Origin of the sequence: Acinetobacter sp. ANC 4779 (genome assembly GCF_004331055.1) — a bacterium.
In the GTDB taxonomy this organism is placed as follows: Bacteria; Pseudomonadota; Gammaproteobacteria; order Pseudomonadales; family Moraxellaceae; genus Acinetobacter.
Map to the genome: position 1 here is coordinate 197,686 of NZ_SJNU01000006.1, position 12,171 is coordinate 209,856.

General features: G+C 36.9%; 10 protein-coding genes and 2 pseudogenes. 6 read left to right on the plus strand and 6 right to left on the minus strand.

Annotation, left to right across the window (positions count from 1 at the left end):
- Position 1: 1 nt before the first annotated feature.
- On the minus strand, positions 2 to 1,855 hold the full coding sequence (locus tag E0H80_RS09195; protein WP_131365118.1) for a hypothetical protein: 1,854 nt from the start codon (positions 1,853 to 1,855) through the stop codon (positions 2 to 4).
- Positions 1,856 to 2,098: 243 nt separating this feature from the next.
- Positions 2,099 to 2,668 (minus strand): dCTP deaminase, encoded by a 570-nt coding sequence (gene dcd / locus E0H80_RS09200; RefSeq protein ID WP_053578516.1) that lies wholly within the window; start codon positions 2,666 to 2,668, stop codon positions 2,099 to 2,101.
- Positions 2,669 to 3,126: 458 nt separating this feature from the next.
- Between dcd (E0H80_RS09200) and E0H80_RS09205 the strand changes: the two genes are divergently transcribed.
- The 4 genes from E0H80_RS09205 to E0H80_RS09220 all read left to right on the plus strand — a co-directional run bounded on the left by E0H80_RS09205 (position 3,127) and on the right by E0H80_RS09220 (position 6,903).
- Entirely contained in the window at positions 3,127 to 4,134 is a 1,008-nt protein-coding gene (locus tag E0H80_RS09205; protein ID WP_131365121.1) for a TAXI family TRAP transporter solute-binding subunit, read from the plus strand.
- The gene (locus tag E0H80_RS09210; RefSeq protein WP_131365123.1) at positions 4,134 to 4,607 is read left to right on the plus strand and encodes a DUF1850 domain-containing protein; all 474 of its coding nucleotides are present in this window, start codon (positions 4,134 to 4,136) and stop codon (positions 4,605 to 4,607) included. Before E0H80_RS09205 ends, E0H80_RS09210 begins: the two co-directional genes overlap by 1 nt.
- Positions 4,604 to 6,619, plus strand: coding sequence for a TRAP transporter permease (locus E0H80_RS09215; protein ID WP_131365126.1), 2,016 nt, complete (start codon positions 4,604 to 4,606; stop codon positions 6,617 to 6,619). Before E0H80_RS09210 ends, E0H80_RS09215 begins: the two co-directional genes overlap by 4 nt.
- An 86-nt stretch (positions 6,620 to 6,705) precedes the next feature.
- Positions 6,706 to 6,903 carry a transposase gene (locus E0H80_RS09220; RefSeq protein WP_131365128.1) on the plus strand — a complete coding sequence of 66 codons (198 nt, stop codon included), beginning with the start codon at positions 6,706 to 6,708 and terminating at the stop codon, positions 6,901 to 6,903.
- Positions 6,904 to 6,905: 2 nt separating this feature from the next.
- On the opposite strand, the pseudogene dcd (E0H80_RS09225) reads toward E0H80_RS09220, so the two are convergent.
- Positions 6,906 to 7,133: pseudogene (dcd, locus tag E0H80_RS09225) on the minus strand (dCTP deaminase); the annotation flags it as partial.
- Between the two features lie 125 nt (positions 7,134 to 7,258).
- Entirely contained in the window at positions 7,259 to 7,852 is a 594-nt protein-coding gene (locus tag E0H80_RS09230; protein ID WP_131365130.1) for a LysE family translocator, read from the minus strand.
- 278 nt (positions 7,853 to 8,130) lie between these two features.
- Between E0H80_RS09230 and E0H80_RS09235 the strand changes: the two genes are divergently transcribed.
- Complete coding sequence (locus E0H80_RS09235; RefSeq protein WP_131365132.1) at positions 8,131 to 8,673, plus strand: DUF2062 domain-containing protein; 543 nt, start codon at positions 8,131 to 8,133, stop codon at positions 8,671 to 8,673.
- A gap of 184 nt (positions 8,674 to 8,857) precedes the next feature.
- On the opposite strand, the gene apbC is transcribed toward E0H80_RS09235, so the two are convergent.
- Both apbC and E0H80_RS09250 read right to left on the minus strand, forming a co-directional pair.
- Positions 8,858 to 10,138, minus strand: coding sequence for an iron-sulfur cluster carrier protein ApbC (apbC, locus tag E0H80_RS09240; protein ID WP_131365134.1), 1,281 nt, complete (start codon positions 10,136 to 10,138; stop codon positions 8,858 to 8,860).
- A gap of 887 nt (positions 10,139 to 11,025) precedes the next feature.
- Positions 11,026 to 11,490 (minus strand): hypothetical protein, encoded by a 465-nt coding sequence (locus E0H80_RS09250; RefSeq protein ID WP_131365139.1) that lies wholly within the window; start codon positions 11,488 to 11,490, stop codon positions 11,026 to 11,028.
- A gap of 373 nt (positions 11,491 to 11,863) precedes the next feature.
- Between E0H80_RS09250 and E0H80_RS16850 the strand changes: the two are divergent.
- Positions 11,864 to 11,986: pseudogene (locus E0H80_RS16850) on the plus strand (hypothetical protein); the annotation flags it as partial.
- Positions 11,987 to 12,171: the final 185 nt, after the last annotated feature.

The window sequence follows — 12,171 nt, forward strand, 5'->3', positions numbered from 1 at the left end:
CTTACAGACCTGTTGTTTTAATTTTAAGGTGTTGAATTAATACACCATCAATCACAGCAGAACCAAAGTTTTTACTGATTCCAGTGGTGTTTTTAAACATAATACCTGTCGCAGTATCAGTTTGTTTGGCACGTAGCATATTGGTTCCGGCTATACGTTCACTGCTACCAATTGCAATACTACTGTGTGTTGCATTACGACCCTGATAAAGCTCAGTACTCTCAGAGGCACTATTTTTAATCGCTGTGCCACAACTATATACATTACATGTTGAGCCTTTTAAAGCCGTTGTTCCTAAACCTCCACCATAATTTTGATAAATTTGGTTATAAATTGAGGGAATATTTGGAATACGGGTCACTTCTAAAATAATGTTATTGCCTTCGGAACCCACAATAAATGGCTGATACATATTTCCGAGAACTAAATTAATATTTGGGCTATATATATATAACCCTTCATACTCATTAAATAAGGGTGCTGAAGATGAATTCATGGCTGGCGTCGGGCCATTGCCATCCGATTGATCATTTTTCGCCGCTGTACTAATACGGATACCTTTACTGTCTAAATTCGATGTTGTAGCAGTTAAACCTTCTGGGCTATCGTTGGTATTTAAACGAATAATACTTGCCATACCCAAAGTCTGGTTATAGTCAGCATTGGATGATGGCAAAGTCTGAAACAAACGAACCTGTGAACCATTAAGACTCAAACCATTGGCAACAAATTGCAGTCTTAAACGTTGTGTTACATCAAGTCCAGAGTTTGGCGCACCCGTCTTAGGATCAACAAAATTAGATGAGCTAAAACTGCGTGCAAAAATATCCGTCCAAAAACCCAGTTTAATATTATTATCTGCTTCATTTGCGGCAATGGTGGCCAATGGTGCTTCTAGGGCAAGATATCCTAATTCTTTTTCAGTGTCGGTAAATTGCCTTACTTTTTCTGTACCCGCACGAAATAACCAAGGATTACTTGTAGTTCCCCAACTAAAACCTAAATTGCTGAAACGCGTCGCAAGCGAACCGTCACTTTTTGATAAAGCCAAACCATAAATAAATACATCCGCTTTGGTTTGGCGCGTCGAAAGATTTACTGCGCCATTGACCGTATTTTTAATTTGCTTATTGGTATCTAAATTAACTTGTGCCAAAGCATAGGTATCCGCTTTTGCTGTTGCCCTTTGATCACCCAATACATTAGCTTCAGCTGTAATTTTATTGGTTACTTTTGCTGTAATTTGATTCACATAAGTGGCAACATTATTAACATCGTTTGTTGCCTTTGTTCTACTATTAGCCGCATTTAACCAACCTCCCGAACCCACGGTATTGTAATAATAATCATATCGCTCTTGTGCTACAGTACCTGCCTTAAATTCTTTCTCGTCGTTAGTATATAGCGTGCGTTTTGCCGTATTAACTTCATTATATGCTGTGGTACGTTCTGTAGATTGAATACGATTAAACTCAGTAGTTTTTGACGGACTGTACACGCTAGTATAAGAGGTTTGATACTGAGCGTTATATGCAGGTTGATATACATTTGCGTAGGCACGATCAGCTAACTGCTGATAGTTTTCACCGGTCGGAATAATACGGATAAAACCAGTATCCGCCTCACCAGGATTCGTGAGGCCTCGAGCATAACTTGAGCCATTCGAAATATCTTTAGGTCCTTGAAACACCATTTTAAAGTCGTCGAGTACGAGTGCGACACCTTCACCTGTTGTTTCAGAAAGGTGTTCATCTGATAAAGATTCAAGTGCATAAACTGACGGACTAAGTAAAACCGCGATTACACCCGCCAAACAAGACTTTTTAAATCTCGGATTATTCCAACTCTGAGTCATCACGACCTTCCTTTTATCAGATGCTCCGCATCATTATTTTTTAATTCACCCTAAGCTTGGTATATCTCTTTTATTTATTTGTCATTACAACAATATTCTTACCAAGTTGGTATAACTTTTTATTATGCTGAATATTTACTCAATTGCAAAAAAAACTGGGCGAATGAACCCAGTTTCCGATGAATGAAAATATCAAAAAATAAGCGGACCATAATGATCCGCTTATTCAATTATTTATAGCATTTATGCTTTCGGTAGCGTCACGCCAGTCTGACCTTGGTATTTACCGCCACGGTCTTTATATGAGGTTTCACATACTTCATCTGATTCAAAGAACAGCATTTGAGCTACACCTTCACCCGCATAAATACGCGCAGGTAAGTTGGTTGTATTTGAAAATTCCAAAGTCACGTGACCTTCCCACTCGGGTTCAAGCGGAGTCACATTCACAATGATACCGCAACGTGCGTAAGTCGATTTACCTAAACATATAGTCAAAACATTACGTGGAATACGGAAATATTCAACTGTGCGTGCCAAGGCAAATGAATTTGGCGGAATAATACATACATCCGATTCAATATCGATAAAGCTTTTATCATCAAAGTTTTTGGGATCGACAATTACTGAATGGACATTGGTAAATACTTTAAATTCACGCGCGCAACGAACATCATAACCATAGCTTGAAACGCCATAAGAAATGAGCTTTTCACCGGCTTCATCATATCGTACTTGGTTTTCTGCATACGGTTCAATCATGCCGTGATTTTCGCTCATTTCACGAATCCAACGATCAGACTTAATTGCCATTATTTCTATACCCAAAAAAAGTTAAATCAATTATTGCCTGGTACTTTAACTGAAATCGAGCGTAATGAAAATAAGTCGATGTCGCTAGTGAACACTTCCAATCCATGAATACCAAATTTCATCAAATAAATATAGATATATATTTACAGCATTAGAAAATTTAATTTTAAACGCAAAAAAATGTTTTATTTTAATTCGAATTATTATTTTCTCATTTTAATATTTAGATACAAATTGCTTTTAAAGCCAAAACATATAAGCTACTTAAATATATAGTTTTTTTTAAAAATACACAACATTAATGAATTTTCAGAAAACGTACAGTGGTCATTTATTAAAAAAAACTATTCAAATGAAAATTAATGAGTTAATTTCTTTAAAGTGGATTTAATCAATACATTAGATGACATTTTAAAAATCAAAAGAATCTGATTGCAAAATAAAACTAGGAGATGTAAATGAAAAAATGGACTCAACTCACCCTTCTATCCGTTGCACTTGTAGGTTTAAACGCTTGCTCAAGTGACAATAATAAAAATACTTCAACTACAGATAAAACTGAAGTTGCAGCACAATCAGAAGATAAACTTGCAACAAAATTTATCAACATCGCAACTGGAGGTGCCTCTGGCCCATACAATGTGATTGGTACAAGTCTTGCTGAAATTTATCATAAAACCTACGGCGTAAACTCAAAAACCCAAACCACTGGCGCTTCAGTTGAAAATCTTAATTTATTGAAACAAAATAAAGTTGAAATGGCATTTGTAATGAGCGATAGCCTGACTGAGGCCTTAAAAGGTACAGGAAGTTTTGCCAACGGAAAAGTAGAGAATGTTCAGCAGCTGGCTGCTCTCTATCCAAACTATGTGCAAATTGTTGCGTCTAAAAAGTCAGGTATTAAAAACCTCGAAGACTTAACAGGCAAACGTATAGCAGTCGGTGCTCAAAACTCGGGGGTTGAAGTCAATGCACGTACATTACTTAATGGTTTTGGTATTACCTACAACGACGTTAAAGTCGATTATTTAGGCTATGCAGAGGCAGCCGATGCTTTAAAAGGTGGTCGAATTGATGCTGCCTTCTTAACCAGCGGTATCCCAAATTCATCATTAATGGAACTCCAACAAGGTTTTGATTTACAACTGGTCGGTATCAACCCTGCCAAAGTTAAAGAAATTGCTCAAAACCAAGCCTATTTCTTATCTCTTAATATTCCAAAAGGCACCTATGGTAATGCAGAAGATATTCCTACTGCAGCAATTATGAATGCCTTGGTTGTTCGTTCAGATTTATCTGAAAGTGATGGATATAAACTGACAAAGGCATTCTTTGATAATTTAAAAACACTCGAAAATTCACATCAAGCAGCATCAGAAATAACGCTTGCCGGTGCACAAAAAGGTTTAGTTGCACCACTACATCCTGGTGCAAAACGTTATTATGAAGAGATGGCAGTCAAATAATGCTTTGGAAAAAAATTGCAGCTTCGGCTGCATTTTTTATCTTCATACTCGGTCTATTTATGTCTTCACTCGTAAAATACACCCAAGTCAATATCGCTGGTGAGCATTGCAAAATTTCATCAGCAGATTTTAATTTGCAATGGAAGCATTCAGTTGAAAAAACAATATGGATCGAAAATTATCAGCGTCAACAACAGCATTTCGTGCTTCGCTATACCGATTTAATTTCTTTTGGTGCAGGCACTCCCGCAAATCTCCCGATCATTTCCCAAAAAAATGGTGTGATTAGAATGAGCGTAAATCAAAAAATAGAAGATATACATTGGATCGTTTCTAGAAATATGCAAGGAACCATTAAGGTGAATAAAAATGAGTGGTCTATTTATAAAGATTACCCCGATTACACGCTTGTGAATATCTCTATACAACAACAACCATTATGGAAAACATGGACAATAGGAGAATGCCTATGAGCCAGCAAGACCAAAAAGTCATTCCAGAACAGCTCGATGAAAAGCAACAACAAGCTATTTTAGAAAAATTTGACCGTGAATCGGTAACACGCACGCCATCCAATAAATCAGTGAAATGGTTCGTTGCTGCAATCGCCATCTGTTATTCGTTATTTCATTTATTTATTACTTTTAACCCACAACCTGAATTGATTCAACGGGCCGCACACGTTGCAATTGGTTTAGTGTTAGTTTTTTTACTTTATCCTGCACGTCAATCAAGTTCTAGACACTCTATATCATGGTTTGACTGGATTTTAGCATTCGCTTCTTTTGCTTCGTTTATTTATATTTGGGCAGAATATCAAGCCATTATGACGTCTCGAGGAGGTATTCCGAACACACTGGATATTGTCTTCGCGATTATGACCGTCATCTTAGTCGTTGAAGCGGCTCGAAGAGTTATGGGTTGGATGCTTCCTATTCTCGGTTTGATTTTTCTGACTTATCCATTTGTGAGTCATTTTAATTGGATGCCAGATCGCTTACTTACTCGCCACTATACGATTAGCGATATTTTTGGACAAATGTACCTTAAAACAGAGGGCTTATATTCATCTGCAATTGGTGCCTCCGTCACGTTTATTTTTCTCTTCATCTTATTTGGCGCATTTCTGGCCAAATCAGGAATGGGGAAACTTTTCAATGACTTAGCTATGGCTTTGGCGGGTCATAAGCAAGGTGGACCTGCCAAAGTGGCGGTTATTTCCAGTGGATTTATGGGAAGTATTAACGGTACTGCTGTTGCCAATGTTGTTGGTACAGGTTCTTTTACCATTCCTCTAATGAAAAAAATTGGCTATGACAAAAATTTTGCCGGAGCCGTTGAAGCCAGTGCCTCTGTTGGCGGACAAATTTTACCACCTGTTATGGGGGCAAGTGCCTTTATTATGGCAGAAACGACTGGGGTAAGTTATGGAACAATCGCACTGGCTGCAACCTTACCTGCTTTGCTGTATTACTTAGGTGTGCTGGCTCAAGTACATTTCCGTGCAGGAAAAGATGATTTGAAAGGCGTTCCCAAGGCCGATCTGCCCCGCGTAAAAGAGGTCCTAAAAGAACGTGGACATTTATTGATTCCAATTGTCGCTTTGGTCTTTTTCCTCTTTCAATCCATTCCTGTAAGCTATGCCGCGGTTTATACCATTGCTTTAACTATTGTTGTCGCATCCTTCAAAAAAACCACCCGTATGGGTTTTAAAGAAATTTTGGAAGCACTTGAAGATGGAGCAAAACAATCTCTTTCGGTCATGGCAGCCTGTGCTGTCGTCGGGATTATTATTGGTGTCGTAAGTCTGACCAGCTTTGGTTCAGTCATGACATCATCCATTATGAGTATTGGTGCGGGCAGTTTATTCCTGACCCTATTTTTCACCATGATTGCCTCTATGATCTTAGGTATGGGCTTACCGTCTATTCCTGCTTATATTATTACCGCAACGATGGCTGCACCTGCTCTCGCCAACTTTGATATTCCAACCTTAGTCGCACATATGTTTGTTTTCTACTTTGGTTTATTTGCCAACATTACGCCACCTGTTGCGCTGGCCGCCTTCGCAGGTGCGGGGATTGCAGGCGGTGATCCAATGCGAACCGGTTTTCAGGCACTTAAACTTTCCTTAGCTGGTTTTATTGTGCCCTTCCTCTTCGTTTATAACCCCGCAATGCTGATGATTGATACCACCAATGCTGCTGTTAATGCGCGTGAATTTGCATTCCCTGCATGGACCACTATTGTGAGTATTACCGTGACTTCGATTGTGGGTATTTTGGCATTGGGTGCTGCAGTTGAAGGTTATTTTAAAACAGCACTTAATTGGTTCTGGCGCTTATTCTTAGGTGTTGGTGCTTTGATGTTGATTATCCCTGAAACTATTACGGATGTAATCGGTGCAATCATCGTGGTGATTGCCATCGGGTACAATATTATAAAAGCACGTAAAACGGAGACTAAAAAGATCAGGAGCTTCTAATCATCGCCATAGGGCGTGTTCTCATTTCAAAATTTAAATATACAAGTATAAAATCTGCTTTCTATTTGTTTTATTGATTTTTTAACATGACACGCCGAATTTTAACCGATGATACTTGGCTACAAACCCAAGAAACCATGGAGTTTTATGGCTGGTATCGCTCTAGAAATAGTAAAAATATCATTGAAGCCATGCTAAGGAAACTTCGCATTAGTGCGACTTGGCGTTACATTCCTGAAAACTTGTGTCCCCGGCAAATGGCTTATAACCGCTTTAATCGTTGAGCGATAAAGCTTTTATCATCAAAGTTTTTGGGATCGACAATTACTGAATGGACATTGGTAAATACTTTAAATTCACGCGCGCAACGAACATCATAACCATAGCTTGAAACGCCATAAGAAATGAGCTTTTCACCGGCTTCATCATATCGTACTTGGTTTTCTGCATACGGTTCAATCATGCCGTGATTTTCGCTCATTTCACGAATCCAACGATCAGACTTAATTGCCATTATTTCTATACCCAAAAAAAGTTAAATCAATTATTGCCTGGTACTTTAACTGAAATTGGCGGCAATGGAAATTATGATCAGGCGATGATGCATTTTTTACCAAATGCAATTTTCATCACCTCATTTTAAAGACTTAAAATAGCAGAATAGCCCAATGGAATAGAGAAACTGACCAACACCAAAGAAGCGGTTTTTTGTAAGTTAGATTGATTCAGCCAACGCACTTTATTAGTGGCCAAGATAGATCCAATAAAAGTCCAAAACAAAGCGATTGGCACAATTAAAATGAGAAACATACCAATATGAAGCAAATAATTATTCAGTGTTAACCACGCTGAACTTGGAAAAATAGCAGAAGCAAAGAGTAATGCTTTAGGGTTCAATAAGGTTGCACAAAATAATTCACCTGCACGAATGGTCGGCAAATTATAACTTGCTCCGATATCTGCCGTTTTCCAGAGTTTAATCGCGAGAAAAATAATATACAGCGCGCTTAATAACTTCAAAAATATCGGGAGAATAGGAAATCGACTTGAAACTGTCCCTATAATGATTCCCCAAACGGTAATTGAAATTAAATAACCGATTGATTCTGCGGGGATAAGCCGTAATGATTGGCGTACACCTACCTGTATGCCAGAAGATGCAAGTAATGTATTTGTTGGGCCAGGAGTCAATAAAATAGTGACCACTAAACCGATGAACAGCCATGAAATCATATGCGACCTCTCTATAGAGTGCGCGAAGAGTAAATCAGTTTATTGTACTTAGCAAATATGGAATTTTACATCTTTTTTAAAGCCTTTAGAGCAATAAAATAAATACATATATTTCAATTAATTAATTAATTAAATAACATATAACTTGATAGTCATTTGTTAGAAAAAATTTCAATAACCCTGTTTTTCTAACCTTAATCAACCCATTCGCTTATACTTGAACTGTCACTTAGTGATCAATTCAGGCACAATGTGTCATCCCTTGAGCATCCTACTTTATGGCAAAAAAATTCTTTCAATCATGGCTTCCCTCTCCTCATAAAGTCGCAGAGATGAAACTGATGAAAATTTTTGGTCAACGCACCTTAAATCCTTTGCTGTGGTATGTGAACAGAAAGTCTATTTCAAAAGCCGTTTTTATTGGTACTTTTTGGGGCATGTTACCTTTGCCTTTTCATAGTCTTTTAATTGTGCTGACAGTTTTAATTTTTGAAGTCAACTTACCCGTGAGCTTATGTCTCGCTTGGCTGACAAATCCCTTCACGCTTGTTCCCATTTTATATATTGGCTTTTGGCTCGGCACGAAGGTATTCCAAGTAAATATGATTGATCAAGATATGATACTGGGTGTTCTGCATCAGATCAGTCATTGGATCACTCACTTTGGTAAAGGACATATCGACCTCAGTTTGGCGAAAATTTTATTATCTGGTTTAGTATTAGAAGCTTTAATTTTTGCCATTATCTTATTTGTGATCACCCGACTATTTTGGCGATGGAGTATTATTCAACATTATAAACGTCGTCGATCTACCCAATAAAAATGAATGATTGATCAGAAATGCTATTTCCATATTCAAAAAGCAGATAATTATAAAGTAATTTTATTATACCTTTTTGAGGTTAGCGTCTTGATTCAAGCAGATGCATACAATCAAAATAATACGGCATAAAAAAGTCCAACTTTTGTTGGACTTTAGCTGAATATTTAACTGTATTTAAGATTTAGAAAATTCTGTTTTGTGGCTTTTCTACTTTTGGTAATTGCTCTGCAATTTTTTCAGCAATCGCCATATAGCTTTCAGCAGCATCATCACCTACTAGCACAGAAGGTTTGCCTGCATCGGCATTTTCTCGAATTTGAACATTTAAAGGCAAACGTCCCAATAAAGGAATATTGTACTGTTCAGATAACTTGTCGCCGCCGCCCGCACCAAAAATCTGCTCTTCATGACCACAGTTCGAACAAATATGCGTCGACATGTTTTCTACAACACCCATAATAGGAATCTGAACTTTATTAAATAGTTCAATTCCTTTGATTGCATCCATTAATGCCACGTTTTGCGGAGTAGTAACAATAACAGCACCAGTTACTGGAATACGCTGTGCAAGCGTCAATTGAATATCTCCTGTCCCTGGTGGCATATCAATCATCAATACATCCAAGTCGGGCCACAAAGTCTGGTTAAACAATTGCATCAATGCCCCCGTTGCTTTCGGACCACGCCAAGCCACAGGGGTATTGTTATCTCCAGTTAAATGCCCAATAGATAGAACAGCCATACCATAAGCATCAATAGGAACAAAATTTTCCGCTTCAATCATTGGGGTACGCCCAGCATTACCCAACATGGTCGGAATACTTGGACCATAGATATCAGCATCTAAAACACCGACTTTTAAACCTAATTTTTGCAATGCCAATGCAAGGTTTACAGTAGTAGTCGATTTACCGACACCTCCTTTACCCGATGAAACCAAGATCACATTTTTAATACGTGGATGTTTAGGTACATCTCTTTGTTGCGGTGCCGGTTTTTGAATGGGGGGATTGTTTGGATCTTGCTCGGTTCTTATTTCGGCTTGAACCGATTTGCCTGAAGCATCCACTACAGGCGGAAGTTTTTGAGCTCGAGAAGTTGCATTTTCACCCGGAATTTTACTAGAGCAACTATGACCTTCTTTCCCATGATCATGATTAGAACTGCTTTCATCTTGTGCATGTTTTTGCTGAATCACATGCATATTGAGTTCTTGAATACCGCATTTTTCCAGAGCATCAGCTAAATCATCATGGATTTTTTGTAAATGGTCTGCTTCTTCAGGATAAGTATTAAGGGTGATTTGCAATACTCGCCCTTCAACATTCACTTGGGTAACACGTTCTTTCAGTGCATTGTTGGAATTTGGCAATATATAGTCTTGCAGCACATTCTGGATTTCTTCCTCCTTCACCTCTTGCGATGGTGAAAAAACAGATTTAAGCGAAGAAAGCCACGACATAAGTTTACTCCAAGTATATACATACAGCTGAATATCATAGTTTAGCTTTAAATTAGGCGAAGGTTAAGTAAAGTTCCACCTTGATTTATGAATGCTGTTAAAAATCCTATCTAATCAGTTGGTTTAGTGCTTAAACCTTTATTTAAAAAAAATATTACGTTTTTTATTAATCAGCTATAAATATATTTTTATTAAATTATTGAATAGGATGGCCAAATTACATAGATCAGAAAAACAGTTTAAAAAATCACCGTTGAGTTTACCTATACCAATAACGCTTATTTGAGTAACGAGTATTATGCAGATATAACTTTATTTTGTTCTTCATCTTATTAGCTGCATATTATTAATTTTATTATACGAGATGTAATATCTTGCTTAAAGCCTAACTACGTTCGTTGTGTTGACTGTTATATTCTTTAATATGCAGAGGAAATACGACATCTTCTATTCGCTCTCTGCTAAAGGACAATTAATCAACTTCGGCAATAACTTTATAAATATATAAAACCTTTTAAATTATCCCCTCATTCAATTATTAAACATAAACTGAGAAGATAAAAAAATTTATTTAGTATTGGATTATAAATACGAAATAAAAAAATGAGGTGTAACATCTCATAATGATAAACTATCGTGTGAAGTTGTGAAGTTGTGAAGTTGTGAAGTTGTGAAGTTGTGAAGTTGTGAAGTTGTGAAGTTGTGAAGTTGTGAAGTTGTGAAGTTGTGAAGTTGTGAAGTTGTGAAGTTGTGAAGAAAATTAAATGGCTGAATACGAATAAAGGGATTAAAAACAAAATAACGCAATAATTTTTATTTTTACTTCTGATCATTCCAGCTAAATTAGAAATCATTTAGCTGGAATATTGAATTAATACTTAACTCAATTAACCTTGGTCATCTTTTTTAAATTTGTTGAGCGTGTCGGTTGCTGTTTTCTTTAATTCATCAAATTTAGTGCTTGCCTGAACTTTAAGCTCATCAAATTTAACCGCGGCTTCTTGCTTCAATTCCGTAGCTTTTAATTTTGCCTCCTCAAACTTATGGTTGGCTTCTGCTTTCAAATGTTCTAATTTATCCTGTACCTTATTTTCTGTCTCTGAAGTTTCATTTTTTACATCATTCACTTTTTCATCAAATGAAACTTTGCCTTCAGTATATTTAGCATCTGTTTCCTTATGTAAATTATGAAGTGCCTTTTCACCTTCAAGCTTAATTTCAGCAGCTTTATGTTTTAAATTATCTACTGTTTTCTCCCCTTTCAGGTGGGCTTCTTTTGCTTTGAGCTTTAGGTCTTCACTTAAATCAGATACTTTGTTTTTTAAGTCGTCAAATTTATTTTCATTTGTCATGATTTTTTTCCTTTATATATATTCAATATTTAGCTTACTTATTAGTTATACACGGACTTTGCTATAAATAGAATCCAATACTGCATTTTGAAACAAAGGATGTACAGAATGTAGCGAAGTTATATAAGACATTAAATTAATAGGATTAATAAAATTTACTGATGCTTGAATAGCAAAGACTAACAATGTGTGAAACAGCTGAAGAACTATAAGATTATGAAAAATTCACATGAATTTACTCTGCAGAATTAAGATTATTTACTCCAGTAAATTAAATAAAAATTCAAGAGTATCTATAAAATTAACAGGCTTTAAGGGAAATGGTAAATGTGCTATTAAAGGTTATTGGTACTCTTAAACTGTAACCTACCGTTTATCATTAATACCGTATGAAGCCCTAAGCCTGGATCAGATTCTGGAGAAACCGTTCTACCATCCTACCTTGGAAGAAGGCTTGAGAACGGCCTTTAAACATGCCCGACGGCAGCTCGACTAAAAATCCGGAATGCTTATTTTATTTTTAGCTGCTTGAGGAACTGTCTTTTTTAATTTCTTTTTTTAGCTGCATAAAAACCCCCCCTCAATCTTAAGATTAAGGGGGGTTTTAGGAATAATGAGCTGGCGATGACTTACTCTCACATGGGTAACCCCACACTACCATCAGCGCAAAGAGGTTTCACT

Excerpts from the sequence above, each read along its gene's own strand:
- E0H80_RS09195 (WP_131365118.1), bottom strand. The coding sequence starts at position 1,855 with ATGACTCAGAGTTGGAATAATCCGAGATTTAAAAAGTCTTGTTTGGCG.
- dcd (WP_053578516.1), bottom strand. The coding sequence starts at position 2,668 with ATGGCAATTAAGTCTGATCGTTGGATTCGTGAAATGAGCGAAAATCAC.
- E0H80_RS09205 (WP_131365121.1), top strand. The coding sequence starts at position 3,127 with ATGAAAAAATGGACTCAACTCACCCTTCTATCCGTTGCACTTGTAGGT.
- E0H80_RS09210 (WP_131365123.1), top strand. The coding sequence starts at position 4,134 with ATGCTTTGGAAAAAAATTGCAGCTTCGGCTGCATTTTTTATCTTCATA.
- E0H80_RS09215 (WP_131365126.1), top strand. The coding sequence starts at position 4,604 with ATGAGCCAGCAAGACCAAAAAGTCATTCCAGAACAGCTCGATGAAAAG.
- E0H80_RS09220 (WP_131365128.1), top strand. The coding sequence starts at position 6,706 with ATGACACGCCGAATTTTAACCGATGATACTTGGCTACAAACCCAAGAA.
- E0H80_RS09230 (WP_131365130.1), bottom strand. The coding sequence starts at position 7,852 with ATGATTTCATGGCTGTTCATCGGTTTAGTGGTCACTATTTTATTGACT.
- E0H80_RS09235 (WP_131365132.1), top strand. The coding sequence starts at position 8,131 with ATGGCAAAAAAATTCTTTCAATCATGGCTTCCCTCTCCTCATAAAGTC.
- apbC (WP_131365134.1), bottom strand. The coding sequence starts at position 10,138 with ATGTCGTGGCTTTCTTCGCTTAAATCTGTTTTTTCACCATCGCAAGAG.
- E0H80_RS09250 (WP_131365139.1), bottom strand. The coding sequence starts at position 11,490 with ATGACAAATGAAAATAAATTTGACGACTTAAAAAACAAAGTATCTGAT.